Source organism: Saccharomonospora piscinae (assembly GCF_005862235.1).
Lineage (GTDB): Bacteria > Actinomycetota > Actinomycetes > Mycobacteriales > Pseudonocardiaceae > Saccharomonospora > Saccharomonospora piscinae.
Window position 1 is genome coordinate 708159 of sequence record NZ_VCEK01000001.1, and the last position, 25482, is coordinate 733640.

Genomic DNA, 25482 nt, shown 5'->3' on the forward strand with positions numbered 1-25482 from the left:
TGTCGAGTCCACAAGACGAGAGGTCGAACTATGACCACACAGGGAATCTCCCTCGCCGGGGTCCCGGTCACCGGCCCTGGCACGGGGACCGCGGACCCACCGCGGGAGGGCACCGCAGGACTTGCCGGTCTGTCCCGGATCTTTTCGAGACACCGGGCTCTGCGGGGAGTGGGGGCGGATCTCGCCTTCGTCGTCATCGCCGTCCTCGACGTGTGGCTGGTGATTCCGCAGGAGGCGCCGTCGTACTCCATCTACCTGTCCGCGGCGAGCTGCGTGGCCCTGCTGCTGCGCCGCAAGCTGCCGTTCACGGCGGTGGTGCTGGCGGTGCCCGGGTTCTTCGCGGGCTGGGCGCAACTGGCCGCGATGTTCGCGCTGGGATCTCTGGCGCGCCGCAAGCAGTTCCACTGGCACATGTGGGTCGGCGCGGGCCTGGTGTGGCTGAGCAGGTTCGTGCTGTGGCCGTTCTCCGAGTTCGCGGAACTCGGCTGGCGCATGCACATCCTCGACGCCATCTACGGCGTCATCGTGGCCGGGATGCCGGTCGCCATCGGCCTGCTGATCGGCGCGCGGTCCGAACTCGCCGCGCGGCTGAGCGAACTGGCCCAGAGCCGCGACCGGGAACGGCAGCTGCACACCCAGGCGGTCAGGGCGGAGGAACGCGCGCGACTCGCACGGGAGATGCACGACGTGGTGTCCCACGACATCACGCTCATCGCGATGCAGGCCGGCGTGCTGTCGGCCGCCGAAGTCGACGCGGAGTCGCGCAAGACGGCCGACACCATCCGCACACTCAGTACCCGCACGCTGGAGGAACTACGCGGGCTGGTGGGTGTGCTGCGAGCCGGAGCCGACATGGCGAGCCAGGCGGACCTGAGTGACCTCGACGACCTCGTGCGTCACTCCGGTGTGCCGGTGCGGGTCACGGTGGAGAACCTGCCGACGACCCTGTCACCGCCGGTGTCGGCCGCCGCCTACCGCACCGTGCAGGAGGCCCTGACCAACGTCCGCAAACACGCCCCCGGCGCGACCGCGTTCGTGCAGGTGAGCGCCACGTGCGACACGGTGTGCGTCGAGGTCCGCAACGACCGGCCCCGCGCGCGCCGCAACCCCGCACTGCCCAACGGCGGCGGCTACGGCCTCGCCGGACTGGCCGAACGAGCCAAGCTGCTGGGTGGCACGTTCGAGCGGGGCGCCACCGCCGACGGCGGTTTCCGCGTGCTCGCCCGCTATCCGTTCGATTGACCGCGAAGGCCATTTTTCCTGTGATAGTGAAGGCCACCTTTCCCTGCGGCTGATGCAGGAAAGGTGGCCTTCGCGGCGAACGGACCCGGTGGACGCTCAGCCCTCGCGACGGCGGCGCAGCCGTTCGAGGGCCTCGGCCAGGATCGCCTCGCCGTCGGCGTCGCTGCGGCGTTCCTTCACGTACGCCAGGTGGGACTTGTACGGCTCCGTCCGGGGAGCCGCGGGAGGATTCGCCTCGTCCTGCCCACCGGGCAGTCCGCAGCGCGGGCAGTCCCACTCCTCCGGAACCTCCGCGTCCATCGAGAACGACACCCGCGACTCGTGCCCGTGTGCGCACCAGTACGAGATCCGACGGCGCGGAGCGGACTCCCCACGCTCCGTCTCACCGGACGGGCCCGCCCCGATCCGCGTGCCTCGAATCGCGTTACCGCCAACCATGAATACTCACCCCACCAGAGAGTTGACGCACGCTATCCGCACGCCAGCGTCGATCAGAGTTTCACCAGCAGGCCGAGCCCCACGATGGCGATCACCCACACCGCCCCGAGACCGAGCGTGATGCGGTCGAGGTTCTTCTCGGCCACGCTCGATCCCGACAGACTCGACTGCGTCCCGCCACCGAACAGGGACGACAGCCCGCCGCCCCGGCCCCGGTGCAACAGCACCGCGCCGATGAGCAACACGCTGGTGACGATCAACAAGATTTGCAGGAACAGTTCCATGTCATCCTCTGTGTACTGCGTGTGGCGGGCGCTACCAGGGTAGCGCAAACCCCGCCGACGTCACGGGAGCGGGCCACCGGCCGCCAGCGCGCACAGCTTGGTGAACTCCTCGCCGTCGAGGCTGGCCCCTCCGACGAGCGCGCCGTCGATGTTGTCGCACTTGACGAGTTCGGCGACGTTGCCCGACTTGACCGAACCGCCGTAGAGCACCCGCACCCGTTCGGCGAGGTCACCGTACTTCTCGGCCAGGGCCGACCGCAGGGCGGCGCACACCTCCTCGGCGTCGGCCGGGGTGGCGACGCGGCCCGTGCCGATCGCCCACACGGGCTCGTAGGCCACCACCACGTCACCGGCCTGCTCGGCCTTGAGGCCCTTGAGTGCGGCGATGAGCTGCGAGGTCGTGTGCTCGATGTGACCGCCTGCCTCCCGCACGTCCAGGTTCTCCCCCACGCACACGATGGGAGTGAGCCCGGCCTTGAGGGCGGCGCGGGTCTTCTTGTTCACGACCTCGTCGGTCTCCTCGTGGTACTGGCGCCGCTCGGAGTGCCCGACGACGACGTGGGTACACCCCAGCTTGGCCAGCATCGGCCCCGACACGTCGCCGGTGTAAGCGCCGGAGTCGTGCGGCGAGAGGTCCTGCGCCCCGTAGGTGAGCAGGAGTTTGTCGCCGTCGACCAGCGTCTGCACGCTGCGGATGTCGGTAAACGGCGGCAGCACCGTGACGTCGACCTTGGCGTAGTACTTCTCCGGCAGCGAGAACGCGATCTTCTGCACCAGGGCGATGGCCTCGAGGTGGTTGAGGTTCATCTTCCAGTTGCCTGCGATCAGCGGCTTGCGGGCCATCAGCGCTCCTCACTCAACACGGCGACGCCGGGCAGGTCCTTGCCCTCCAGGTACTCCAGCGAGGCGCCGCCGCCGGTGGAGATGTGGGAGAACCCGTCCTCGGGCAGGCCCAGCACGCGCACCGCGGCGGCCGAGTCCCCGCCGCCGACGACGCTGAACGCCTCCGACTCGGCGATGGCCGACGCCACCGCCCGGGTGCCCTCCGCGAACGGCGCCAGCTCGAACACACCCATCGGGCCGTTCCAGAACAGCGTGCCCGCGTCGCGCACGGCCGCTCCGAACGCGGCCACCGTCTCGGGCCCGATGTCGAGGCCCAGCCACCCGTCCTCGATGCCGGTCACCGGCACCGTCCGGGTGGCGGCGTCGGCGGAGAACGCGTCGGCCACCACGACGTCCACGGGCAGCACGAGCTTGTCACCCGCCTCGGCCAGCAGCCTCCGGCAGGTGTCGACCATGTCCTGTTCCAGCAGCGAGGAACCGACACCGTGTCCCTGGGCGGCCAGGAACGTGAAGCACATCCCGCCGCCCACGAGCAGCCGGTCGACCTTGGGCAGCAGCGCCTCGATGACGGCGAGCTTGTCCGACACCTTCGAGCCGCCGAGCACGACCGCGTAGGGGCGCCGCGGGTCGCCCGTGAGCGTCCGCAGTACCTCCAGCTCGGCCAGCACCAGCCCGCCCGCGTAGGCGGGCAGCACGCGCGCGACGTCGTAGACCGACGCCTGCTTGCGGTGCACGACGCCGAAGCCGTCGGAGACGAACGCGCCGTCCTCGCCCACCAGCGCGGCCAGCTCCGCGGCCAGTCCGGCCCGCTCCGCCTCGGCTTTGCTGGTCTCCCTGGCGTCGAAGCGTACGTTCTCCAGCAGCACCACGCCGCCGTCGCCGAGCGCGCCGACGGCGGAGCGCGCCGACTCGCCGACCACGTCGCCCGCCAGCGTCACCTCGGTCCCGAGCAGCTCGCCGAGCCGGGTGGCGACCGGGCGCAGCGAGTACGCCGGGTCGGGCGCGCCCTTGGGCCTGCCGAGATGTGCCGCCACGACGACGCGCGCCCCGGCCTCCGTCAGCCTGCGGAGGGTGGGCAGCGCGGCCCGCACGCGGCCGTCGTCCGTGATCCGGTCCCCGTCGAGCGGGACGTTGAGGTCGGCGCGCACCAGCACGCGCCGACCGGACACGCCCTCGCCGAGCAGGTCGTCGAGAGTCTTCACCGCCATGTCGTCAGGACAGCTTGGAGCCGACGAGCGTCACCAGGTCCGCGAGGCGGCTGGAGTAGCCCCACTCGTTGTCGTACCAGCCGACGACCTTGACCTGGTTGTCGATGACCTTGGTCAGCGGCGCGTCGTAGATGCACGAGGCCGGGTCGGTGACGATGTCCGAGGACACGATCGGCTCGTCGCTGTAGCGCAGGATGCCCTTGAGCGGGCCCTCGGCGGCGGCCTTGTAGGCGGCGTTGATCTCGTCAAGGGAGACGTTCTTCGCCAGCGTCACCGTGAGGTCGGTGGTCGAGCCGGTGGGTACCGGGACGCGCAGCGCGTAGCCGTCGAGCTTGCCGTTGAGCTCCGGCATCACCAGGCCGATGGCCTTGGCGGCGCCGGTGGAGGTCGGCACGACGTTGAGGGCGGCGGCGCGGGCGCGACGGAGGTCCTTGTGGGGGCCGTCCTGCAGGTTCTGGTCCGCCGTGTAGGCGTGGATCGTGGTCATGAGGCCACGCTCGATGCCGAACTCGTCGTGCAGCACCTTCGCCAGCGGGGCGAGGCAGTTCGTCGTGCAGGACGCGTTGGAGATGATCTGCTGCGAACCGTCGTAGGCGGAGTCGTTGACGCCGAGGACGACGGTGAGGTCCTCGCCCTTGGCCGGGGCGGAGATGATGACCTTCTTCGCTCCGCCGTCGAGGTGCGCCTTGGCGGCCTCGGCCTTGGTGAAGAAGCCGGTGGACTCCACGACGACGTCGACGCCCAGCTCGCCCCAGGGCAGCTTGGCGGGGTCCTTCTCGGCGAGCGCCTTGATGGTCTTGCCGCCGACGACGATGCCCTCGTCGCTGACGGAGACCTCCTCGTCCAGTCGTCCCAGGATGCTGTCGTACTTGAGCAGGTGAGCCATCGTGGCGACATCACCCAGGTCGTTGAACGCGACGACCTCGATGTCGTGACCGCCGGCCTGCACGGCACGGAAGAAGTTGCGGCCGATCCGGCCGAAGCCGTTGACGCCTACGCGAACCGTCACTGCTCTGCTCTCCTCGGGGTTCGGCCCGGCCGTGGCCGGGCTGACACTTCGTCGGGTTCACCAGCCACCCTAGCGTGCTGGCCAGCGAGTATCCGAGTACCCCGGCAGGAGATGCGGCCCACCCCCGCCGAACAGGCGAATCGATTAAGAAGTCCGGGTCACAACACCCTCGCGGCTCCCGGAATGTGGGACGCGGCCCGGAGCGTCCGGGGCTCCGGGCCGCGTCGTGAACGGGCTACGAGCGCGCGGTCGGCGGCGTGTCCACGTCACCGCGCCACGAGCCGGTCTCGCTGCCGCGGCGCTCGATGAAGGTCTTGAACCGGTGCATGTCGCCGTCGATGCGCTTCTCCAGCAGCCCGGACTTGTCCGCCACCTTCTCCAGCACACCCTCGGGGTCGATGTCCATCTGCGCCGTCACCCGGGTGCGGTTCGCGCCGAGCCGGTGGAACGTGATCACCCCGGCGTGCTGGGGACCGGAGTCCGACGTCCACGCGACCCGCTCGTCGGGATGCTGCTCGGTGATCGTCGCGTCGAACTCCCGCGTCATTCCCCCGACCTGCAGGACCCAGTGGGTGTGCGTGTCGTCGAGCTGGCGGACCTGCTCGACCCCCTCCATGAACTCGGGGAACGACTCGAACTGGGTCCACTGGTTGTACGCGGTGGACAGGGGGACCTCCACGTCGACGGCCTTCATCACCGTGCTCACTCACACCACCTCCTCGGCGCATGTCGCGGCGCCGGATCTCGGCGCGCATCACCATGCCGCACTGCGGGTACCCGGGCGCGCATGACACACACATCCGAGCCCGGCACCGAGCCCGACACCGCGACCGTGCGGGCCGTGGGGAAGCTGACGGAGGCGTTCGAGGTGGTGGAGGAGGCACGGGGGCATCTGTATGCGTTCCACCGGCTCACCGGGACCGCCGACTTCGCGCTGGAGGAGGCGGCCGGGTTGCTGCGCGACGCGGGGCACACCGAACTGGCGGAACGGCTCGACCGGGAACTGGTGGGGCGCAACGTGCTGCCCGGTCGCTGGACCTACCAGGTCGTCGAGGACTACGACGACACCTACTACGAGGTGTTCGCCGGGTTCGTGTCGCGGGCACGGGCGCTGACACCGGGACAGCGGCACGCCTTCGAGGCGAGCCTCAAGCGCGCCCGGCGCACCCGGGGAGAGCCGGGGCACGAGGCGGACCCCGCGGAACACGGAGCACCGGCGGCCTCCGCTGCCTCGTCGGCCTCGCGCTCGGCGCGGTGACGGGGATGGAGCACGGTGAGCCGACCGCGAGCCCGCTCACGCGCAGGGAGCTGACGGCGGCCGGGATCAGCGACCCGCGGCTGCGGGCGGCCTACGCGCGCTGCAGGCGGCTCAACGCGGCCCACGGGCGCACCTACTTCCTCGCCACCCGGCTGCTGCCCGCCTCGCGGCGGCCCGCGGTCCACGCGCTGTACGGGTTCGCCCGCCACGCCGACGACATCGTGGACGGTGATCTGACCGTCGCCGAGGCCACCGCGCGGCTCGGCGCGTTCGACACCGCCGCGCGGCAGGCTCTGGCCGACGGCGACAGCGACCACCCCGTGCTGGCGGCGCTGGCCGACACCGTGCGGCGCTACCGCATCGACCCGAGCCTGTTCTCCCGGTTCCTGCGCTCGATGCGCATGGACCTGACCACCGCGGAGTACCCGACCCGGGCCGCGCTCGACGAGTACGTCCACGGTTCGGCCGAGGTCATCGGGTTGCAGCTGCTGCCCGTCCTCGGCACCGTGGGCGAGCAGGCCGAGGCCGCGCCGCGGGCCGCCGCGCTCGGGTCGGCGTTCCAGCTCACCAACTTCCTCCGCGACGTCGCCGAGGACCTGGACCGGGGGCGCGTCTACCTCCCCGCCGACGAGCTGGCCGCGCACGGGGTGGACCGAGACCTGCTGGAGTGGTGCCACCGGACCGGCTACGCCGATCCCCGGGCGCGCGCGGCCATCGCCGACCAGGTGGAGCGCACCCGGGCCCGCTACCGGGTGGCGTGGGCGGGGGTGGCACAGCTGCGGCCCGAGTCGCGCCCGTGCGTGGCGACGGCGTTCACGCTGTACTCACGCATCCTCGACGTGATCGCGGAGGCAGGCTACGACGTGTTCGCGGGCCGCGCCGTCGTGGCCGTACCCACGCGGCTGGCCCTCGCGGCGCGCACGGTGGTCCGGACCTGGGCGGCATCCCCTCGCCAGGCTCCGCCGCTCCGGGGCACGGCCGGGCCCGCCGCCGGCGCGACGGAGGGGTGGCGCTGATGGCGCTTCCCTCGTTCGTGCCCGACCAGTGGCACTACCTGCTCGCACTGGTGGCGTGCCTCGCCGTCACCCTGCCGCTCGAAGTCGCGGGCGCACGGGTCTACCGCAGGCCACGCCGCCTGGCGGTCGCGCTCGCTCCCGCGTCGCTGTTCCTCGTGTGGGACGTGGTGGCCATCGCGGCCGGGGTGTGGGAGATCAGCGGCGTGTACACCCTCGGGGTGCTCGTGGCTCCCGGCCTTCCGGTGGAGGAGGTGCTGTTCTTCGTGACGATCCCGCTGTGTGCGCTGCTGACTTTCGAGACGGTACGCAGGATCAGGGTCGGTGAGCGCACGTGAGCGGAATCGGCTACACCCTTCCCGCCGTGCTGTCGGTGTTCGTGGTGGTGGCCGTGGAGCTGGCCTGGCTTCGCACCGGGCTGTTCCGGCGCCGGTCGTACTGGATCACCGTCGCGATCGTGCTCGCCTTCCAGGTTCCGGTGGACGGCTGGCTCACCAAGCTCGACGCACCGGTGGTCGTGTACGACCCCGCGCACCATCTCGGGCTGCGTTTCCCGCTGGACATCCCGGTCGAGGACTTCCTGTTCGGCTTCAGCCTCATCACGGCCACGTTGCTGGCCTGGACCGCACACGAACGCAAGGAGACCCGGTCTTGACCACGATCCCGGCCGGGGCGGCGGTGCTGTCGCGGCACCACGTGCCCGCCGCCTTCGACCACGCCGCCGACGGCTACGACCGCCTGGTGGGGCTCAATCCCGGCTACCACGCACACCTTCGTTCCGCCGCGCGCGTCGTGGCCGGTGCGGTGGGCCCCGGCGCGCGGGTGCTCGACGCCGGGTGCGGCACGGGCGCCTCGACCAGGGCGCTGCTCGCGGTCCTGCCCGATCCCGAGGTGGTGGGCGTCGACGCCTCGGCGGGCATGGTGGCCGAAGCGGCACGCAAGACGTGGCCCTCCACGGTGCGGTTCGCGCACGCGCCCGTGGACTCGTTGCCCACCTCGGCGGTGCGCGGCCCGTTCGACGCCGTGTTCGCCGCCTACCTGCTGCGCAACGTCCCCGACCCGGACGCGACGCTGCTCGCGCTGCGGGAGCTGCTGCGGCCCGGTGGGGTGCTCGTCGTCCACGACTACGCCCTGACCGGCCACGTCGTGCCCCGGCTGGTCTGGACCGCGGTGTGCGGCTCGGTGATCGTACCGGCGGCGCGGATGACGGCGGGCGACTCGCAGCTCTACCGGTACCTGTGGCGCAGCGTGCGGGAGTTCGACTCCCCTCCCCGGTTGCGGAACCGGTTGCGCGCGGCGGGCTTCACGGCCGTGCGCCACCACTCGGCGCGCGGCTGGCAGCGCGGCATCCTGCACACCGTGGCCGCACGAAGGGCACGCTGATGGGCGCGCCCCTGGGTCGCGACCCTCGACGGCAGCGGGTGCCGGCACCCGGAGGGCGGCGCGACGCGCGCGAGCCGGACGGGCCGGATCGCAGAACCGTCGTGGTGGGCGGCGGGATCGCCGGGCTGGCCGCCGCCACCGCACTGGCCGAACGCGGGGTGGGCGTGGACCTCGTCGAGCGCGAACCGTTCCTCGGCGGCAGGGTGGGCGGCTGGACCGTCCGGCTGCCCGACGGAACCCGCACCGGCATGAGCCGCGGTTTCCACGCCTTCTTCCGCCAGTACTACAACCTCAGGGCGCTGCTGGCCCGCGCCGACGAGGAGCTGTCGGTGTTCCGGCCGGTCCCCGACTACCCGCTGGTGGACGCCGGTGGCCGCGTGGACCGCTTCCGGGGCCTGCCCCGCACACCACCGTGGAACGCGCTGGCCTTCGCCCTGCGCAGCCCCACGTTCGGCGCGCGCGGGATGCTGGGGCTGTCGCCGAGGGCCGCGCTGCCGCTGACCGACGTGCGGGTGCCGGAGACCTATCAGGCACTGGACTCCTGCGACGCACGCGAGTTCCTCGACCGGGTCGGATTCCCCGAGCCCGCGCGGCACCTCGCGTTCGACGTGTTCTCGCGCAGCTTCTTCGCCCCGCCCGAACGCCTGTCCGCGGCCGAACTCGCGGTGATGTTCCACCTGTACTTCCTCGGCTCCTCCGAGGGCCTGCTGTTCGACGTGCCGCGCACGCCTTTCCACGCCCTGTGGGACCCGCTCGCCGCTCACCTGACCCGGCTCGGGGTCACGGTGCGCACGGGCGTGGCCGTCGACGGGGTGGAGCCGGACGGCACGGGACTGCGGGTGCGCGACGCCGAGCGGGTCACGCACGCGGACGCCGTGGTGCTGGCGACGGATCTGCCGTCGCTGCGGTCACTGGTGGCGGCGTCGCCCGGACTCGGCCCGCCGTGGTGGCGGGACCGGATCGCGGCGGCGCCCACCGCTCCGCCGTTCTGCGTGCTGCGGGCGTGGCTCGACCGCCCCGTCGCCCCCGAGCGGCCCGCCTTCCTCGCCACCGGCGGCCGGGCGCCGCTGGACAACGTGAGCGTGCTCGACCGCTACGACACCGACGCGGCGGCGTGGTCGCGCCGCAGCGGCGGCTCCGTGGTCGAACTGCACGCCTACGCCGTCGACGGCGGAGACCAGGACCCGGTGCGGCAGCGCACCCGTGCCGGGCTGTGGCAGCGGTTGCGGGAGGTCTATCCGGAGACGCGGGAGGCCCGTGCCGTGGCGGAGGAGGTCGTGTGGCGCGCCGACTGCCCGCTGTTCCCGCCCGGCGGGTTCGCGCACCGGCCCACCGTCGCCACTCCGGTGCCGAACCTGGCGCTGGCGGGCGACGGCATCCGGGTGGATCTGCCCGTGGCGCTGATGGAGCGTGCCGCCACGACGGGGCTGGCCGCGGCGAACCACCTGCTGGCCGGATGGGGTGTGGCCGGCCACGACCTGCTGACCGTGCCGACGCGAGGCCGCAGCGCCGTGCTGCGAGCACTGGCCGCCCGCCTCGGGCCGGGCCGGGACACCCGGCCCGGGTCGCGGCTGCCGGTTTGAGCCGAGGAGGCCGCGTGCAGACCTTCCTGCCCTACCCGGACTTCGCCGAGAGCGCGCGGGTGCTCGACCAGCGGCGGCTGGGCAAGCAGCGCGTGGAGACCCTGCAGGTGCTGCGCGCCCTGACGGTGGCAGGACACGGCTGGCGCCGCCATCCCGCCGTGCGCATGTGGGCGGGCTACGAGGAGGCGCTGACCCGGTACGGCCTCACCCTGTGCGCGCTGTGGAGCGCGCGGGGGCACGCGGACACGGTGGCGGCGACGCTGCGGGCCGATCTCGCGGCCGCCGTCGGCGTCACCGACGTGCGTGACCAGGCGAGCCTGGCCGTCGCGGGCGAGCTGCCGCCCTGGCTCGGCGACGAGGCGTTCCACACCAGCCACCGCTCCGCGCTCGTGCGCAAGGACCCCGAGCACTACCGGCGCTGGTTTCCCGAGGTGGCCGACGACCTGCCCTACGTGTGGCCGTCGTCCGACCGCGGCGCACCGGCCGCGGACGATCCCGGCGGGAACTCGCCGGACCGGCGCAGGGCGTAGCGCCGCTCGGCGTAGGCGAGGTCGTCGCGCCACAGGCGCGTCGCGGCCCGGCGCACCAGCGGGCGCAGCGCGGGCGCGAGTGCCCTCGCCACCGCGAAACCGGACCGGGCCGAGTCGGCCACCACGGCCTCGATCACGGCGGTGCGCTGCCTGCCGTCGGGACCCACCGCGAGCGGAGTGGCGTGAGTCTCGACGACGCTGCCCGCACCCTCGCCCTCGACGATGCGCATCACCACCGTGCGCGGTTCGGGGCACGTGAACTCCGCCGTGACGGGCACGCCAAGGCGGGGCCCCGCCCGGAAGGTCACGTCCACCACGAACCGGTCCCGGCCGTCCGTCGCGTCCTGGGCCGGGGCCCGCACGACCCGCAGCCGGGAGAACGAGTACGGGTGAAACCACGCGCCGTGCCACGGGTCGAGCCGGTTGGCGACCACGTCCACCGGTTCACAGGTCCCGTCGAGGCGGGTCACCGCCGTCAGCGCGCCGTCGAGCGCGGGCCGCGCGGGCAGCACCGGCCTCGGCGTGGGCGGTTCCCCGTCCACGCCGTCGAGCCGCACCCACACCAGCACCCCGTCGTCGTAGGCGGGCACCGGGCACCAGTTCCAGCCCGGCAACCCGGCGGCGGGCACCGCGAGCCCGTGCCAGCGGCACACGAGCCGGTCACCGACGATCCGGCCCTCCGACAGCGGCGCGCCGAGATGCGGGCACACGCCGGGCCCGGCCGCCACCTCGCCCCCGGCGTCCCGCCACGCCACCAGCTCGCGGCCCGCGATCCGCAGCCCGTACGGCCGGTCGCGCCGCACGAGCCGGGAGTCGGCCGCGACGAACCAGTTGCCCGACGGCCGGGCCTGCGCGCGCTTCACCGCCGCCTCGATCACCGCAGGATCGGCCTGGCCCACCGTGGGCCGCCCGCGCCCCCACCGTTGCCGTGGCAGAGGCTGCAGCGGCCACCGTTCGGGCCACCGAGCCGTCACAGTCCGCTCGGCAGCCCGCCGCACCGTCCGCCGTTCGCCCACACCGCACCTCCCGATCGGGACCGGTGTTGCCCGGCGGGCTCGCGCCCAAACTCACTCCGCGAGTGCCGCGTAAGCCACCACCCTGGTGATCCGGGCGATGACCAGCAGCTCCCCCGGCACGGCGTTGCGCAGGCCGAACTCCTCGGCCTGCTCCTCACCCATGTACCGGCCGCCGAGCCGCACCGCCCACGGCCGCAGCGCCGCCACGTCGTCGACGAGTTCGGCCTCGGCGGTGAACTGGACGAACGAGTACGGCGGCCGCTCGTCGTCCACGGCGATCGACACCCGGGGATCGCGGCGCAGCGCCCTGCCCTTGACGGTCTCCGCGCCGGTGCTGAACACGACCGCGTCACCCGGCCCTTCGTCCGTGAGCACGAACCACACCGGCGTCACGTGCGGCGCGCCGCGGCCGGTCACGACCGCGACCTTGCCGGTGCGCGTGCCCTCCTGCGCGAAGGCCCACCACTCGTCCCTGCTCATCGCCCGCATGGCGCCTCCCGCGCTCAGCCCGCCGAGCGCGGGGACGACCGCACCGTCCGCAACGGCGGTCGCTCCCGCACCGCGAGATCGGTCACCACCAGCTCCCGGTCGGCGCCGTCACCGAGCGGACTCCGGCGGAACTGCGCCAGCAGCGGGGACGGCGCCTCGTCGGCCACGAGCCGCCCGCTGCGTTCGAGCCGGTCCATCACCGTCAGCATGATCTGACCCGCCATCCGCCCCAGTGCCTGCGTGCTCTGGTGCCGGTGGGTGCGCATGCCGAGGTCCACCTGCGCGAGCGCGTCGAGACCCCGCCAGCGCAGCAGGTCGATGAGGTGCGCCACCTCGACACCGTAGTGCGTCACGAACGGGATGCTCTCCAGCACCTCGCGCCTGCCCGCGTACTCCCCCGCCAGCGGCTGCACGAACCCCGCGAGGTCGGGCCAGTACATGTTGAGCAGCGGGCGCGCGACCAGCTCGGTGACCCGGCCGCCCCCGTCCGCGTCGGTGTGGAGACCGTCCACGAGAGGCCGCTGGTAGAAGCCCTTCACGTAGTCCACGCCGGGATCGGTGAGCAGCGGACCGAGCAGCCCGATGACGTAGCCCGCCGTGAAGTCGTACAGGTCGCCGTCCACGAACACGACCAGCTCGCCGCTGGTGGCCGCCAGCCCCTTCCACAGCGCCTCCCCCTTGCCGTGCATCCCGGGCAGCGGTCGCAGCACCGCGTCCTGTGCCACCACCCGTGCGCCCGCCTCGGCGGCCACCCGCGCCGTGTCGTCCCGTGACCGGGAGTCCACCACCAGCACCTCGTCGACCAGCGGAGCGTCCTCGACCAGCGCCGTGCGCACGGTCCGCACGATCTGGCCGACGGTCTCCTGCTCGTCGCGCGCCGGGATGACGACACTGACGGTGCGCCCGCGCTTCGCGGCGGCCAGTTCGTGCGCGGTCCAGTCGTCCGCGCGGCGCGACCGGCGCCGCGACCACGTGCGGACCCGCGAGGAGAGAGCAAGACCGGCGTTGTCGGTGCCCAGACCGATCCCTGTGGTGTCCACGAGATCCCCTTTCGTCCTCCGGCGGCCGACCGGCACGGCCCTGCGAGGGGGAGCTTGGGCGGCTCTGCGCGGGCGGGCCGTCGAACGAGTGCGCCGGGCGAGCCCCGCGACGACCTGACCTCTACACCCGAATGGACGTCACACCGCCGATTCACACCTCGAACGGGGCAGCAAGTTGCCTCACTCCCCGCCGCGTCACGCTCGCGACGGGCAGTGAGGGCGCCCGCTCGGCGCTCACCCGGTTTCTTCGAGCATCTCCGTGGTCACCGCCGACTCGGTGTCGGGCACGCCCAGCTCCTTCGCGCGCTTGTCCGCCATGCCCAGCAACCGCCGGATCCGCCCGGCCACCGCGTCCTTCGTCATGGGCGGGTCGGAGAGCTGCCCCAGCTCCTCCAGCGATGCCTGCCGGTTACTCAGCCGCAACTTGCCCGCCGCGAGCAGATGGTCGGGAGCCGTGTCACCGAGCAGGTCCATCGCCCGCTCCACCCTCGCGGCCGCCGCCACGGCGGCCCGCGCCGACCGGCGCAGGTTCGCGTCGTCGAAGTTCGCCAGCCGGTTCGCCGTGGCGCGCACCTCCCGGCGCATCCGCCGCTCCTCCCACGCCAGCACGCTGGTGTGGGCCCCGAGCCGCGTCAGCAGCGCCCCGATGGCGTCGCCGTCGCGCACCAGCACGCGGTCGGCACCCCGCACCTCGCGCGACTTGGCCTGGATACCCATCCGCCGCGCGGCGCCCACCAGCGCCAGCGCCGCCTCCGGGCCCGGGCACGTGACCTCCAGCGACGACGAGCGCCCCGGCTCGGTGAGCGAACCGTGCGCCAGGAACGCGCCCCGCCACGCGGCCTCCGCGTCGGCGACACCACCGGAGACCACCGGGGCGGGCAGCCCCCGCACCGGCCGTCCCCGCTGGTCGATGAGCCCCGTCTGCCGCGCCAGCCCCTCACCGTCCTTCACCACGCGCACCACGTACCGCGTGCCCTTGCGCAACCCGCCGGAGGTGATGACGTGCACGTCGGACAGGTGCCCGTACAGGTCGTGGATCTCCCGGCGCAGCTTGCGCGCCACCGAACCGGTGTCCACCTCGGCCTCGACGACGACCCGTCCCCCGACGATGTGCAGCCCGCCCGCGAACCGCAGCAACGACGCCACCTCCGACCGGCGCGGACCGATCTTGGTGATCTCCAAGCGGCTCAGCTCGTCCTTGACCGCCGCCGTCATCGCCATCTAATGCCCCTCCTCCACGCTCTCGATCAGACCGAGAGCCTCTCGCACACAGCCCGCCAGGGCATCCGGATCATGCCTGCCCACCCCGTCCCGGGTGGCGATCGACGCCAGACGCGCACGCCCGCCCAAAGCCCGGGCCGCGCGGCGCAACCGCGCGGGAGTGGGTACGGAGTCACGGTCGGCGATCACCGCGTCCACCTTGAGCCGGGGAGCGTGGTCGAAGAGTACGTGCAGGTGACGTTCCGGCGAGAACCCCGCCGTCTCACCCGGCTGGGGTACCAGGTTGAGAATCACGACCTTCGTCGCGTTCGTGCGCACCAGCGCGTCGTGCAGGTCGGGCACCAGCAGGTGCGGAAGCACGCTCGTGAACCACGACCCCGGTCCGAGGAACACGGCGTCGGCCTCCAGCACCGCCCGCACCGCGTCCTCGCAGGCCACCGGCGGCCGCTGGGGGCGACCCGGATTGTGCAGGCTGACCCGGCGTACCAGGCCGGGGGTGCTGGCGACGGCCACCTGTCCCCTGATCCGGCTGACCTCCCCGTTCTCCAGCCCCGTGACCTCCGCCTCGATCTCCAGCGGCTCCGCGGACATCGGCAGCACCCTGCCGGTGATCCCGAGCAGCCGGGCCGCCTCGTCCAGCCCGGCGACCGGGTCGTCCAGCACCTCGAACAGTCCCGCCAGCAGCAGGTTTCCCACCGCGTGCCCGGTGAGTGCCCCGTTGCCGCCGAACCGGTGCTGGAACACCTCCGCCCACAGCGTGCCGCCGTCCTCCGCCGCGGCCAGGGCCGCCAGCGCCTGCCGGAGATCGCCGGGCGGTAACAGGCCCAGCTCGCGCCGCAGCCGTCCCGACGACCCACCGTCGTCGGCGACGGTCACCACCGCGGTCACGTCCGCGGTGAGCCGCCGCAGCGCCGACAGCGTCGCGTGCAGCCCGTGACCACCACCGAGCGCGACGGCACGCATCCTCGGACTCACTCCCTGCCCAGGTCCCGGTGCACCACCTTGACCGCCATGCCGTCCTCCTTGGACAGCCGCGCGGCCAGTTCCTCGGAGATCGCCACGCTGCGGTGCTTGCCACCGGTGCAGCCGACCGCGAGCGTCAGGTAGCGCTTGCCCTCCCGCTTGTACCCGGCCCCGACCAGGCGCAGCAACTCGTGGTACTGCTCCAGGAAGTCCTCCGCGCCCTCCTGGCCCAGCACGTAGTTGCGCACGTCACCGTCGAGCCCGCTCTGGTCGCGCAGCTCCGGGATCCAGAACGGGTTCGGCAGGAACCGCACGTCCATCACCAGATCGGAGTCCATCGGCAGGCCGTACTTGTAGCCGAACGACAGCACCGTCACCCGGGTCTGCGTGCTGGACTCGGTGCCGAAGGCGTCCTCGATCTTGGCGCGCAGGTCGTGCACCGACAGGGCCGAGGTGTCCAGCATGAGGTCGGCCTCCTCCCGCAGCGGCGCGAGCAGCGCACGCTCGGCGGTGATGCCGTCCACCAGCCTGCCGTCACCCTGCATCGGGTGACCGCGGCGCACCTGCTCGAAGCGGCGCACCAGCACCGGGTCGGTGGCCTCCAGAAACAGCACCCTCGGCTTGTAGCCCCGCGCGTCGAGGTCCTTGATGATCGAGGCGAGGTCGTCGGTGAACGCGCGCGAGCGCACGTCCATCACGACGGCGACCTTGGTGATCGCACCCCGGGCCTGCGCGCCCAGCTCCACCATCGTGGAGATCAGCTCGGGCGGCAGGTTGTCCACCACGAACCAGCCCAGATCCTCCAGGCACTTCGCGGCCGTGCTGCGGCCCGCACCGGACAAGCCGGTGACCACCGCCACCTCCATGCCCGAACCCCGGCCCCTTCCGGTGCCGTCGGCGTCGTAACCCGTCACGTCTGCGACTCCCCTCTGCTGTCGATCGGCTCCCCTGCGAGCGCGGCGCGCACCACCTCGGCCGTGCGGGTGCCGACTCCCGGTACCTCCGCGATCTCGGCCACGGTGGCCTGCCGGAGCTTTTTCACCGAACCGAAGTGCTTGACCAGTGCCGCCTTCCGGGTCTGGCCGAGACCGGGAATCCCGTCCAGCGCCGAAGCCTGGACCCGCTTCGAGCGCTTCTCGCGCTGGTAGCGGATCGCGAACCGGTGAGCCTCGTCGCGCACCCGTTGCAGAAGGTACAGCGCGTCCGATGTGCGCGGCAGGATGACCGGGTCCTCCTCCGCCGGCGGCCACACCTCCTCCAGCCGCTTGGCCAGGCCCACCACGGCCACGTCGGTGACGCCCAGCTCGGCCAGCACGTCCGCCGCCGCCGTGGCCTGCGGGCCCGCCCCGTCCACGACCAGCAGGTTCGGCGGGTAGGCGAACTTGCGCGGCCTGCCGGTGTCCGGGTCGAGGCCCTGCTGGGTCCCGGCCGTCTCCTCGGTCTCGCCGACGTCCTCCCGCGTCTCCTTCAGATAGCGCGCGAACCGGCGCCGCACGACCTCCGCGATCGCGGCGACGTCTCCCTCGGTGGCGGCCTCGCGCAACGCGAAGCGGCGGTACTCGGACTTGCGCGGCAGGCCGTCCTCGAACACCACCAACGAGGCCACCACGTCGGTTCCGGCGAGGTGGCTGATGTCCACGCACTCGATCCGCAACGGCGCGGTGTCGAGCGCCAGGTACTCCTGCAGCTCGGACAGGGCGGCGGAGCGGGCGGTGAGATCACCGGCCCGACGCAGCTTGTGCTGGGCGAACGCCTCCGCCGCGTTGCGGGTCACCGTGTCGGCCAGCGCGCGCTTGTCCCCGCGCTGCGGCACCCGCAACCGCACCCGCGAACCCCGCAGCTCGGACAGCCACTGCTCCACGGCGCCGGCATCGGCGGGCAGCTCGGGCACCAGCACCTCGCGCGGCACCACGGACCCCTCGGTGGACGTCTCGGCGGCCAGTTCGGTCTGCTCGGCGTAGAACTGCGCCAGGAACTGCTCGACGAGGGCGGCCACGTCCATCTCGTCGACCTTGTCGATCACCCAGCCGCGCTGGCCCCGCACCCGTCCACCGCGCACGTGGAAGATCTGGACCGCCGCCTCCAGCTCGTCGTGCGCGAAGGCGATGACGTCGGCGTCCGTGCCGTCCCCGAACACCACGGCCTGCTTCTCCATGGCCCTGCGCAGCGCGCCGAGGTCGTCCCGCAGCCGCGCGGCGCGCTCGAACTCCAGCTCGTCCGACGCCTCGCTCATCTCCCGCTCCAGCCTGCGCACCATGACGTCGGTGCGGCCGGAGAGGAAGTCGCAGAAGTCCTCGACGATCTCGCGGTGCCGCTCGGGCGAGACCGTGCCCACGCACGGCGCCGAGCACTTGTCGATGTAGCCGAGCAGGCACGGGCGCCCGATCTGACCGTGCCTGCGGAACACCCCCGCCGAGCACGTTCGCGCGGGGAACACCCGCAACAGCAGGTCCAGCGTCTCGCGGATGGCCCAGGCGTGGGCGTAGGGGCCGAAGTAGCGCACACCCTTCTTTCTGGGGCCGCGATAGACGTGCAACCGGGGGAACTGTTCGTTCAGCGTCACGGCCAGCACCGGATACGACTTGTCGTCGCGGTAGCGGACGTTGAACCGAGGGTCGAACTCCTTGATCCAGTTGTACTCGAGCTGCAGCGCCTCGACCTCGGTGGTGACCACGGTCCACTCGACACTCGCCGCCGTGGTGACCATCTGCCGGGTGCGGGGATGCAGGCCGGACAGGTCGGCGAAGTACGAGTTCAGGCGGCTGCGCAGACTCTTGGCCTTGCCGACGTAGATGACCCGGCCGCCCGCGTCGCGGAACTTGTACACGCCGGGCGAGTCCGGGATGGTTCCCGGAGCGGGTCGGTAGGTCGCTGGATCGGCCACCCGTTCAGCCTATGGCGCCGCTCCGACAACCGGTGCGACCCCTGCCCCACCCCCGTGTCCGCAGCCCGCGAAGCCGTGTCCGCAGCTTGCGTAGTCGTGTTCGCACTTCGCGTAGCCATGACCGCAGCCCACGTAGCCGTGTCCGCAGGCTGCGTAGTCGTGTTCGCACTTCGCGTAGCCATGAGACCCCGAGCGAACCGGACACCCCGAAGTCCGTCCCGTGATTCACCACGCGGGAGTTCGACACCCGCCCCGGTCCTCCCGGCATTGCCCTACGCGGACTGCGGACACAGCTCCACAGCCTGCGGACACGGCTACGGGAACTGCGGACACGGCTACCTGGGCTGCGGACACGGCGTCAGGACCGAGGCCCGGCGTATAGGGCGTTATACATGCCCCGTGTGGGAGCCTCGCGGCATGCGCCTCGCGACGTGGAACGTCAACTCGATCACCGCCCGGCTGCCGCGCGTGCTCGCATGGCTCGAAGCGGCGCGGCCCGACGTGCTGTGCCTCCAGGAGCTGAAGTGCGACGACGAGGCGTTCCCCCGCGAGGCGATCGAGGAACTCGGCTACGACGTCGCCTCCTACGGCGCGGGCCGGTGGAACGGGGTGGCCGTGCTGTCCCGCGTCGGGCTCGACGACGTCACGCGCGGGCTCGTCGACGAACCCGCCTACGACGACGCCGTCCAGCCCCGCGCGCTGGGGGCGACCTGCGGCGGTGTCCGCGTGTGGTCGGTGTACGTGCCCAACGGCCGCGAGCCGGGCCACGCACACTACGACTACAAGCTGCGCTGGCTCGACGCGCTGCACTCGACCGTGCTCGCCGAGGACGACCCCGCGCGGCCCTTCGCGGTACTCGGCGACTTCAACATCGCACCCACCGACGACGACGTCTGGGACATCGCCCTGTTCGCCGACTCCACCCACGTCACCGCCCCGGAACGGGCCGCGCTCGCGGTGCTGCGGGACGCCGGACTGTCCGACGTGTACCCGCGCGCGCTCAAGTACGACCGCCCCTACACGTACTGGGACTACCGCCAGCTCGCGTTCCCGAAGAACCGGGGAATGCGCATCGATCTCGTCTACGCCAACAAGGCCGTCACCGACGCGGTGACCGACTCCTACGTGGACCGCGAGGCGCGCAAGGGCAAGGGCGCCTCGGACCACGCACCGGTCGTGGTGGACCTCACCCTGTGAGACTGGCCCGCGCGCCGCTGGTCACGGCCTCGCGCAGCAGCTCCACCGCACGGAGCACCGCGGCGTTTTCCGCGCCGGACCTCCGGACGCCCACACTGATCCGCCGCATCGGCACGGGCGACACCACCGGACGCGAGGTGAGCCCAGCCGGCAGCTCCCCCCTCGCCAGCGCGGGCAGCACCGTGACCCCGATGCCGGTGGACACGAACGGCACGGCGGTGCGGTAGTCGCGCATCTCCACCGAGAACCGGGGCACGAACCCGACCTCGGCACACGCCGCCAGCAGGACCTCGCGACAGGCGCCGTGGCTGAGGTCGTTGTCGATCCACGCCCGCCCCGCCAGCTCGGCGAGCGGCACCGTCTCGCGTGCCGCGAGCGGGTCGTCCTCGCGCAGCACCACCTCGTACGGGTCGTCGACCAGCCGGTGGACGACGGCGTCGCCGGAGTACTCGCGCGACCACGGTGACTCGACGAACACGTCGATGTCAAGATCGTCCGCGGGCTCGTCGAGGACCTCGGTCCACCGCAGGTCGAGCCGCAGCTCCGGAAACTCCTCGCGCAACACGGTGACCACGGACGGCAGCCACGCCGCCCCGGCCGAGGCGAAGTAGCCGATCGAGAGACTGCCCGTGCGGCCCGCCCTCAGATCGCTCGCCAGGCCGTCGAGCCTGCTCAGCTCCCGGAACAGCGACTGCGACTCGGCCGCGAGGGTGCGGGCGGCGGCGGTGGGCTCCACGCCGCGCCCCACCCGCTCGATCAGCCGCAGCCCCGTCTCCCGCTGCAACGCCGCGAGCTGCTGGCTCACCGCCGACGGCGTGTAGTCCAGCGCCTCCGCCGCCGCACGGATCGACCGCTTCGCCACCACGGCCCGCAACACTCGCAACCGGCCCACGTCCACCATGCGTGAACCATACAGCAACACTGAACGGTGATGCACAACTAATCGCTTGCGCTGTTGCGTCCTGCCGGTGACGATTGCTCCGTGACTCACGCGCCGTCGTCGACCACGACACATCCCGCTCACCCGAGAACCGACACCGTCAAGGCCGCCGTGGCGGCTGCCGTCACCATCCTGTTGTGGGCGTCCGCGTTCGTGGGCATCCGCGCGATCGGCGACGTCCTCTCCCCCGCCCCGCTCGCCCTGCTGCGGCTGGCGGTGGCCGCGGCGACCCTCACCGTCCTCATCCTCGTCAGCTCCCGCCGCCTGCCCAGCGTGCCCCGCACCCGGCGAGCGTGGTCGCTGATCGCGGCGTACGGCGTGCTGTGGCTGTGCTGCTACACGGTGGCGCTCAACGCGGCCGAACACCACCTCGACGCCGGCACCGCCGCACTGCTGGTCAACATCGCTCCCCTGCTGGTCACCTGCGGTGCCGGCCTGTTCCTCGGCGAGGGATTCCCCCGTCCGGTACTGATCGGCGCCGTGGTGGGCATGAGCGGCATCGTCATCATCGGCATGGGCACCGAGACGCGCGGCGACTGGATCGGCGTCGGGCTGTGCGTCCTCGCCGCGGTGCTGTACGCGACAGGCGTTCTGGTGCAGAAAAAGGCGCTGGCCAGCGTCGACGCGACCACGATCACGTGGCTGGGCTGCCTCATCGCCACCGTGGTCCTGCTGCCGTGGACGCCCCAGCTCGTCACGGAGGTCGCGGCGGCGCCCGCCCCGGCAGTGCTCGGCGCGGTCTACCTGGGCGTGTTTCCCACCGCGATCGGGTTCAGCACGTGGGCGTACGCGCTCAAGCGCACCGACGCGGGCAAGCTGAGCGTCTCCACCTACGCCGTCCCCGCGATCGCGGTGCTGCTGTCGTGGGTGCTGCTGTCGGAGATCCCGACCGCGTACGGCCTCGTCGGGGGCGCGGTCTGCCTCGCCGGGGTCGCGCTGTCGCGCTACCGGCCCCGCCGGCGGCGGGCCGAGACCCCGGCCCCCTGAGCCGGCCCGGCGGTGCTCAGTCCCGGGTCGCTGCGGCGTGCAGGCGCCGCAGCGACCGCACCCCGCTCACGGCACGGTCGCGGTCCACGGCCTGGATGGCCATGACGGAGTGGTACTCGTAGTCCGGCAGCTCCAGACGGGCGAACGACGCGCCGTCGGGGAAGCTGATCGCCAGCACCTCGTCCCACCGGAAGTACCGGGACACGACGATGTTGCGGACGTGGACTCCCTCGGCGTCGGCCTTCACGACGGGCGTGGTGAACAGCATCGCTCCCGCGGCGAGGAAGACGCCGACCCCGATCATCGCGATCTGGTCACTCGCCTGGAAGATCACCCCGGTGTCCTCGGAGCGCAGCAGCACCGCCACGGTCGTGAACACGCCCAGCAGCAACAGTGCCAGCGGCAAGGACATCCAGAACACCCGTCGCGGGCGCAGCACCACGGCGTCGCTTCCTCCGGTGCTCCGGCTCTGCTCCGTCACGTCGGCCGCCCCGCTCACACGAACCCTCGTTCCGTCCACGGCTGCCGCAGCCCGCGCAGCACATGCGCGGTGGTCAGCGCTGCCACGGTCGCCTCACGTCCCTTGTCCTCCGACGACGACGGCAGCCCCGCCCTCGCCAGCGCCTGCTCCTCGGTGTCGCAGGTCAGCACCCCGTTGCCCACGGGGGTGCTCTCGTCCAGCGCCACGCGCGTCAGGCCCGCGGTGACCGCGTCGCACACGTACTCGAAGTGCGGCGTCCCGCCCCGGATCACCACACCCAGCGCCACGACGGCGTCGTGACCACGGGCCAGTGCCTGGGCCACCACGGGCAACTCGACCGCACCCGCGACCCGCAGCACCGTGGGGTCCTCCGCGAGGTCCACCTCGGCCGCGGCGCGCAACGCGGACGACACCAGGCTGTCGGTGATTCGCGTGTGCCAGCGGGTCGCGACGATCGCGAGCCGCAGGTTCGCGCACTCCCTCAGCTCCTGCCCCTCGTCGGGGCGCCCTTCTCCACTCATGCTCCACCCGGTCCCTCGCCGTTGCGGCTGTCGGAGACCTCGGCGCCCACCTCGTCGAAGTGCTCCAGCTGGGCCAGCTCGTGACCCATCCTGTCCCGCTTGGTCCGCAGGTAACGCAGGTTCTCCGGGTTGGGTGAGATGGGCAGCGGCTCCCGGCCGACCACCCGCAGCCCGTAGCCCTCCAGCCCGACCCGCTTGGCGGGGTTGTTGGTGAGCAGCCGCATCGACCGCACGCCGAGATCGGACAGGATCTGCGCGCCGGTGCCGTAGTCGCGGGCGTCCGCGGGCACTCCCAGCGCCAGGTTCGCGTCCACGGTGTCCGCTCCGGCGTCCTGCAGCTGGTACGCCTGCAACTTGTGCAGCAGGCCGATCCCGCGGCCCTCGTGCCCGCGCACGTACAGCACCACGCCGCGCCCCTCGGCCGCCACGGTCTCCAGCGCGGCCTGGAGCTGTGGACCGCAGTCGCAGCGCAGCGACCCGAACACGTCGCCGGTCAGGCACTCCGAGTGGACCCGCACCAGAATGTCCTCGCCGTCGCCGATGTCGCCGTAGACGAACGCGATGTGCTCGATGCCGTCGAGCAGGCTGTCGTAGCCGATGGCGCGGAAGTGTCCGGCCGCCAGCGGGATACGGGCCTCCGCCACCCGCTCGACCTGCTTCTCGAACCGCCTGCGGTAGGCGATCAGGTCGGCGATGGTGATGAGCCGCAGGTCGTGGTCGGCGGCGAAGACCTCCAGCTCGTCCCGCAGCGCCATGTCGCCCTCGTGCTTCTGGGACACGATCTCGCACAGCACCCCGGACGGCGCCAGCCCCGCCAGCCGCGCCAGGTCCACGGCGGCCTCGGTGTGGCCCGGCCTGCGCAGCACCCCGCCGTCCTTGGCGCGCAGCGGCACGACGTGGCCCGGCCTGCGGAAGTCCTGGGGTCGCGCGGCCCGGTCGGCGAGCAGCCGGATGGTGCGGCTGCGGTCGGCGGCCGAGATCCCGGTGCCGATCCCGTCGGTGGCGTCCACCGTCACCGTGTACGCGGTGCCCCGGCGGTCCTGGTTCGTGTGGTACATCGGCGGCAGGTCGAGGCGGTCGCAGTCCTCACCGGTCAGCGACACGCAGACGTAGCCGGAGGTGTAGCGCACCATGAAGGCCAGCAGCTCCGGCGTCGCCTTCTCGGCCGCGAAGATCAGATCGCCCTCGTTCTCGCGGTCCTCGTCGTCGACCACGACGACCGGGCGGCCGTTCGCGATGTCCTCGATGGCCCGTTCGATGGACTCGACGTCCAACGACGGCGCGGACTCGATCATCGTCACCTGTCCTCCTCGCCCCTGCCATTCTCCACCGGTGCTCCGGGCAGGTGAACGGCGGTCAGCCGCTCGACGTACTTGGCCAGCACGTCCACCTCCAGGTTCACCGTCTCGCCCGGCTGGGTCCTGCCCAGCGTCGTGGCGTTCAGCGTGGTCGGGATCAGCGCGATCGCGAACTCCTCCCGTGCGGCGTTCGCGACGGTCAGCGACACGCCGTCGACGGCGACGGAGCCCTTCTCCACGACGTAACGCGCCAGCGACGGTGGGTAGGCGAAGTGCGTGAGACCGTCGGCCTCGCGCGAGAGGAACGTGCCGACGCCGTCGACGTGGCCCTGCACCACGTGCCCGCCGAAGCGGCCGTCCGCCGCCAGCGCCCGCTCCAGGTTGACCGCCCTGCCGGGCAGCACACCGGCGAGGCTGGTGCGGTTCAGCGTCTCGGGCACGACGTCCACGGTGAACTCGTCGCCCGCCACCCCGGTCACCGTCAGGCACACGCCGTTGACGGCGATCGAGTCGCCGTGCCGCGCGTCGCTCGTGACGATCGGGCCCCGCACCGACAGCCGAGTCACCCCCGGCCCCGGCTCCACCCGCGTGACCTCGCCGAGTTCCTCCACGATCCCCGTGAACACCTAGTCGCCTCCCTCGCCAGTGACCGGAACGGCGGAGATCCGCACATCCTCACCACTCATGGTGGCGGTTTCGACGCGCCACCGGTGTGCTTCGGTGACGGTTGACACGCCCGCGGGGCCCAGTGCGACGGCCCCCGCGCCCAGCAGCGCGGGGGCGACGTAGGCCAGCAGCCGGTCGACGCGCCGCCCGGCCACGAAGGCGCCAGCCAGCGTGGGACCGCCCTCCAACAAGACGTCCACCACACCGCGGTCACCCAGCACGGCCAGCACCTCGTCAGGATCGTGGGAGTCGAGCACGATCGTCTCCGCTGCGCTGTCCAACACCCGGGCGCCGCCGGGTATGCCGCGTGTGCCCACCACCACACGCAGCGGTTGCCGGGCCGCCAGGGCACCGTCGTCCCCGCGCACGGTGAGCCACGGGTCGTCGGCGAGCACCGTGCCGGTGCCGACCACGACCGCGTCCGCCGCCGCCCGGATCGCGTGGACCTCGGCACGCGAGACCGGGCCCGAGATCCAGCGGCTGGTGCCGTCGGCCGCCGCCACCCTGCCGTCGAGCGTGGCGGCGTACTTCCACGTCACGTGCGGGCGGCCGGTGCGCTCGCGGTGCAGCCACGCCCGCAGCGGCCCCGCGGCCACCTCGTCGGCGAGCGACCCGGCCTCGACGTCCACCCCGGCCGCGCGCAGCACCTCGCCGCCGCCGGACGCCGCCGGGTGCGGATCGGGCACCGCGAACCGGACGGCCGCGACCCCGGCGTCGAGCAGCGCCCGCGTACACGGCGGTGTCCGGCCGTGGTGGGCGCACGGTTCCAGCGTGACCACCGCCGTGCCGCCCCTGGCGCGTCGCCCCGCCTCGCGCAGCGCCACGACCTCGGCGTGCGGGCCGGGCGGCGGCTGCGTGGCGCCCGCTCCGACGCGGTGACCGTGGGCGTCGAGAATCACCGCGCCGACGGGCGGATTCGGACTCGTCGTGCCGCGCACGGCGTCGCTGAGCGCGAGCGCGTCCTCCATCGCGGCACGCACCCCGCGCC

Annotated in this window: 29 protein-coding genes; 10 read left to right on the plus strand and 19 right to left on the minus strand. The window is 72.6% G+C overall.

What is annotated here, in order from left to right; all coding sequences use genetic code 11:
• The first annotated feature begins 30 nt into the window (after positions 1-30).
• On the plus strand, positions 31-1242 hold the full coding sequence (locus FFT09_RS03380; protein WP_138381789.1) for a sensor histidine kinase: 1212 nt from the start codon (positions 31-33) through the stop codon (positions 1240-1242).
• A gap of 96 nt (positions 1243-1338) precedes the next feature.
• Here FFT09_RS03380 and FFT09_RS03385 read toward each other — a convergent pair whose 3' ends face one another.
• The 6 genes from FFT09_RS03385 to FFT09_RS03410 form a co-directional block, all read right to left on the minus strand.
• Positions 1339-1680 (minus strand): RNA polymerase-binding protein RbpA, encoded by a 342-nt coding sequence (locus tag FFT09_RS03385; RefSeq protein WP_138381790.1) that lies wholly within the window; start codon positions 1678-1680, stop codon positions 1339-1341.
• Positions 1681-1733: 53 nt separating this feature from the next.
• Complete coding sequence (gene secG / locus FFT09_RS03390; protein WP_024874265.1) at positions 1734-1964, minus strand: preprotein translocase subunit SecG; 231 nt, start codon at positions 1962-1964, stop codon at positions 1734-1736.
• A gap of 60 nt (positions 1965-2024) precedes the next feature.
• Positions 2025-2807 (minus strand): triose-phosphate isomerase, encoded by a 783-nt coding sequence (gene tpiA, locus FFT09_RS03395; RefSeq protein WP_024874266.1) that lies wholly within the window; start codon positions 2805-2807, stop codon positions 2025-2027.
• Entirely contained in the window at positions 2807-4009 is a 1203-nt protein-coding gene (locus FFT09_RS03400; RefSeq protein ID WP_176218230.1) for a phosphoglycerate kinase, read from the minus strand. The genes tpiA and FFT09_RS03400 overlap by 1 nt, the downstream gene beginning before the upstream one ends.
• 10 nt (positions 4010-4019) lie before the next feature.
• Positions 4020-5024: a type I glyceraldehyde-3-phosphate dehydrogenase gene (gene gap, locus FFT09_RS03405; protein ID WP_081190692.1), complete on the minus strand. Its 1005-nt coding sequence runs from the start codon at positions 5022-5024 to the stop codon at positions 4020-4022.
• 235 nt (positions 5025-5259) lie between these two features.
• Positions 5260-5730, minus strand: a complete 471-nt coding sequence (locus tag FFT09_RS03410; protein WP_081190693.1) for an SRPBCC family protein — start codon at positions 5728-5730, stop codon at positions 5260-5262.
• Positions 5731-5811: 81 nt separating this feature from the next.
• On the opposite strand from FFT09_RS03410, the gene FFT09_RS03415 reads away from it, so the two are divergent.
• The 7 genes from FFT09_RS03415 to FFT09_RS03445 are packed head-to-tail and all read left to right on the plus strand — an operon-like array spanning position 5812 to position 10791.
• Positions 5812-6282 (plus strand): hypothetical protein, encoded by a 471-nt coding sequence (locus FFT09_RS03415; RefSeq protein ID WP_138381791.1) that lies wholly within the window; start codon positions 5812-5814, stop codon positions 6280-6282.
• 5 nt (positions 6283-6287) lie between these two features.
• Positions 6288-7298 (plus strand): phytoene/squalene synthase family protein, encoded by a 1011-nt coding sequence (locus tag FFT09_RS03420; protein WP_138381792.1) that lies wholly within the window; start codon positions 6288-6290, stop codon positions 7296-7298.
• Positions 7298-7633: a lycopene cyclase domain-containing protein gene (locus FFT09_RS03425; RefSeq protein WP_024874272.1), complete on the plus strand. Its 336-nt coding sequence runs from the start codon at positions 7298-7300 to the stop codon at positions 7631-7633. Before FFT09_RS03420 ends, FFT09_RS03425 begins: the two co-directional genes overlap by 1 nt.
• Entirely contained in the window at positions 7630-7950 is a 321-nt protein-coding gene (locus FFT09_RS03430) for a lycopene cyclase domain-containing protein (protein ID WP_024874273.1), read from the plus strand. Before FFT09_RS03425 ends, FFT09_RS03430 begins: the two co-directional genes overlap by 4 nt.
• Positions 7947-8678 (plus strand): class I SAM-dependent methyltransferase, encoded by a 732-nt coding sequence (locus FFT09_RS03435; RefSeq protein WP_244231198.1) that lies wholly within the window; start codon positions 7947-7949, stop codon positions 8676-8678. Before FFT09_RS03430 ends, FFT09_RS03435 begins: the two co-directional genes overlap by 4 nt.
• The gene (locus tag FFT09_RS03440; RefSeq protein WP_138381793.1) at positions 8678-10261 is read left to right on the plus strand and encodes an FAD-dependent oxidoreductase; all 1584 of its coding nucleotides are present in this window, start codon (positions 8678-8680) and stop codon (positions 10259-10261) included. The genes FFT09_RS03435 and FFT09_RS03440 overlap by 1 nt, the downstream gene beginning before the upstream one ends.
• A 14-nt stretch (positions 10262-10275) precedes the next feature.
• Positions 10276-10791: an MSMEG_6728 family protein gene (locus tag FFT09_RS03445; RefSeq protein ID WP_138381794.1), complete on the plus strand. Its 516-nt coding sequence runs from the start codon at positions 10276-10278 to the stop codon at positions 10789-10791.
• Here the strand turns inward: FFT09_RS03445 and FFT09_RS03450 are convergent.
• The 7 genes from FFT09_RS03450 to uvrC form a co-directional block, all read right to left on the minus strand.
• Entirely contained in the window at positions 10710-11807 is a 1098-nt protein-coding gene (locus FFT09_RS03450) for a DUF5914 domain-containing protein (RefSeq protein WP_244231199.1), read from the minus strand. The genes FFT09_RS03445 and FFT09_RS03450 overlap by 82 nt on opposite strands.
• Positions 11808-11858: 51 nt before the next feature.
• Positions 11859-12296 carry a PPOX class F420-dependent oxidoreductase gene (locus FFT09_RS03455; protein ID WP_081190698.1) on the minus strand — a complete coding sequence of 146 codons (438 nt, stop codon included), beginning with the start codon at positions 12294-12296 and terminating at the stop codon, positions 11859-11861.
• A 14-nt stretch (positions 12297-12310) separates the two neighbouring features.
• On the minus strand, positions 12311-13336 hold the full coding sequence (locus FFT09_RS03460; RefSeq protein WP_138381795.1) for a glucosyl-3-phosphoglycerate synthase: 1026 nt from the start codon (positions 13334-13336) through the stop codon (positions 12311-12313).
• Between the two features lie 234 nt (positions 13337-13570).
• Positions 13571-14557, minus strand: coding sequence for a DNA-binding protein WhiA (gene whiA, locus FFT09_RS03465; RefSeq protein WP_024874280.1), 987 nt, complete (start codon positions 14555-14557; stop codon positions 13571-13573).
• Positions 14558-15520 carry a gluconeogenesis factor YvcK family protein gene (locus FFT09_RS03470; RefSeq protein WP_138381796.1) on the minus strand — a complete coding sequence of 321 codons (963 nt, stop codon included), beginning with the start codon at positions 15518-15520 and terminating at the stop codon, positions 14558-14560. It abuts the gene before it with no gap.
• Between the two features lie 8 nt (positions 15521-15528).
• Positions 15529-16386, minus strand: a complete 858-nt coding sequence (rapZ, locus tag FFT09_RS03475) for an RNase adapter RapZ (protein WP_024874282.1) — start codon at positions 16384-16386, stop codon at positions 15529-15531.
• A 44-nt stretch (positions 16387-16430) separates the two neighbouring features.
• The gene (gene uvrC / locus FFT09_RS03480) at positions 16431-18404 is read right to left on the minus strand and encodes an excinuclease ABC subunit UvrC (protein WP_138381797.1); all 1974 of its coding nucleotides are present in this window, start codon (positions 18402-18404) and stop codon (positions 16431-16433) included.
• A gap of 417 nt (positions 18405-18821) precedes the next feature.
• Here uvrC and FFT09_RS03485 point away from each other — a divergent pair, with 417 nt between their 5' ends.
• The gene (locus FFT09_RS03485; protein WP_138381798.1) at positions 18822-19601 is read left to right on the plus strand and encodes an exodeoxyribonuclease III; all 780 of its coding nucleotides are present in this window, start codon (positions 18822-18824) and stop codon (positions 19599-19601) included.
• Here FFT09_RS03485 and FFT09_RS03490 read toward each other — a convergent pair.
• Positions 19591-20502, minus strand: a complete 912-nt coding sequence (locus tag FFT09_RS03490; RefSeq protein WP_024874285.1) for a LysR family transcriptional regulator — start codon at positions 20500-20502, stop codon at positions 19591-19593. The genes FFT09_RS03485 and FFT09_RS03490 overlap by 11 nt on opposite strands.
• A gap of 81 nt (positions 20503-20583) precedes the next feature.
• Here FFT09_RS03490 and FFT09_RS03495 point away from each other — a divergent pair, with 81 nt between their 5' ends.
• A complete protein-coding gene (locus FFT09_RS03495) occupies positions 20584-21528 on the plus strand; it encodes a DMT family transporter (RefSeq protein ID WP_081190703.1) in 945 nt (314 codons plus the stop codon).
• Positions 21529-21544: 16 nt separating this feature from the next.
• On the opposite strand, the gene FFT09_RS03500 is transcribed toward FFT09_RS03495, so the two are convergent.
• The 5 genes from FFT09_RS03500 to ribD form a co-directional block, all read right to left on the minus strand.
• On the minus strand, positions 21545-21940 hold the full coding sequence (locus tag FFT09_RS03500) for a PH domain-containing protein (RefSeq protein WP_081191010.1): 396 nt from the start codon (positions 21938-21940) through the stop codon (positions 21545-21547).
• A gap of 83 nt (positions 21941-22023) precedes the next feature.
• Positions 22024-22530 carry a 6,7-dimethyl-8-ribityllumazine synthase gene (gene ribH, locus FFT09_RS03505; protein ID WP_138381799.1) on the minus strand — a complete coding sequence of 169 codons (507 nt, stop codon included), beginning with the start codon at positions 22528-22530 and terminating at the stop codon, positions 22024-22026.
• Positions 22527-23825, minus strand: coding sequence for a bifunctional 3,4-dihydroxy-2-butanone-4-phosphate synthase/GTP cyclohydrolase II (locus tag FFT09_RS03510; protein ID WP_138382040.1), 1299 nt, complete (start codon positions 23823-23825; stop codon positions 22527-22529). The genes ribH and FFT09_RS03510 overlap by 4 nt, the downstream gene beginning before the upstream one ends.
• Positions 23826-23827: 2 nt before the next feature.
• Positions 23828-24454 (minus strand): riboflavin synthase, encoded by a 627-nt coding sequence (locus FFT09_RS03515; RefSeq protein ID WP_081190705.1) that lies wholly within the window; start codon positions 24452-24454, stop codon positions 23828-23830.
• A complete protein-coding gene (ribD, locus tag FFT09_RS03520; protein ID WP_138382041.1) occupies positions 24455-25462 on the minus strand; it encodes a bifunctional diaminohydroxyphosphoribosylaminopyrimidine deaminase/5-amino-6-(5-phosphoribosylamino)uracil reductase RibD in 1008 nt (335 codons plus the stop codon).
• Positions 25463-25482 lie beyond the last annotated feature (20 nt).

What these genes read in the sequence shown, in the direction of transcription:
- secG (WP_024874265.1), bottom strand. Translation starts at nt 1,964, where the DNA reads ATGGAACTGTTCCTGCAAATCTTGTTGATCGTCACCAGCGTGTTGCTC.
- FFT09_RS03415 (WP_138381791.1), top strand. Translation starts at nt 5,812, where the DNA reads ATGACACACACATCCGAGCCCGGCACCGAGCCCGACACCGCGACCGTG.
- FFT09_RS03490 (WP_024874285.1), bottom strand. Translation starts at nt 20,502, where the DNA reads ATGGTGGACGTGGGCCGGTTGCGAGTGTTGCGGGCCGTGGTGGCGAAG.
- FFT09_RS03425 (WP_024874272.1), top strand. Translation starts at nt 7,298, where the DNA reads ATGGCGCTTCCCTCGTTCGTGCCCGACCAGTGGCACTACCTGCTCGCA.
- FFT09_RS03385 (WP_138381790.1), bottom strand. Translation starts at nt 1,680, where the DNA reads ATGGTTGGCGGTAACGCGATTCGAGGCACGCGGATCGGGGCGGGCCCG.
- FFT09_RS03455 (WP_081190698.1), bottom strand. Translation starts at nt 12,296, where the DNA reads ATGCGGGCGATGAGCAGGGACGAGTGGTGGGCCTTCGCGCAGGAGGGC.
- FFT09_RS03420 (WP_138381792.1), top strand. Translation starts at nt 6,288, where the DNA reads ATGGAGCACGGTGAGCCGACCGCGAGCCCGCTCACGCGCAGGGAGCTG.
- FFT09_RS03440 (WP_138381793.1), top strand. Translation starts at nt 8,678, where the DNA reads ATGGGCGCGCCCCTGGGTCGCGACCCTCGACGGCAGCGGGTGCCGGCA.
- FFT09_RS03500 (WP_081191010.1), bottom strand. Translation starts at nt 21,940, where the DNA reads ATGTCCTTGCCGCTGGCACTGTTGCTGCTGGGCGTGTTCACGACCGTG.
- FFT09_RS03470 (WP_138381796.1), bottom strand. Translation starts at nt 15,520, where the DNA reads ATGCGTGCCGTCGCGCTCGGTGGTGGTCACGGGCTGCACGCGACGCTG.
- tpiA (WP_024874266.1), bottom strand. Translation starts at nt 2,807, where the DNA reads ATGGCCCGCAAGCCGCTGATCGCAGGCAACTGGAAGATGAACCTCAAC.
- FFT09_RS03510 (WP_138382040.1), bottom strand. Translation starts at nt 23,825, where the DNA reads ATGATCGAGTCCGCGCCGTCGTTGGACGTCGAGTCCATCGAACGGGCC.
- whiA (WP_024874280.1), bottom strand. Translation starts at nt 14,557, where the DNA reads ATGGCGATGACGGCGGCGGTCAAGGACGAGCTGAGCCGCTTGGAGATC.
- FFT09_RS03380 (WP_138381789.1), top strand. Translation starts at nt 31, where the DNA reads ATGACCACACAGGGAATCTCCCTCGCCGGGGTCCCGGTCACCGGCCCT.
- FFT09_RS03485 (WP_138381798.1), top strand. Translation starts at nt 18,822, where the DNA reads ATGCGCCTCGCGACGTGGAACGTCAACTCGATCACCGCCCGGCTGCCG.
- rapZ (WP_024874282.1), bottom strand. Translation starts at nt 16,386, where the DNA reads ATGGAGGTGGCGGTGGTCACCGGCTTGTCCGGTGCGGGCCGCAGCACG.
- ribD (WP_138382041.1), bottom strand. Translation starts at nt 25,462, where the DNA reads ATGGAGGACGCGCTCGCGCTCAGCGACGCCGTGCGCGGCACGACGAGT.
- ribH (WP_138381799.1), bottom strand. Translation starts at nt 22,530, where the DNA reads ATGAGTGGAGAAGGGCGCCCCGACGAGGGGCAGGAGCTGAGGGAGTGC.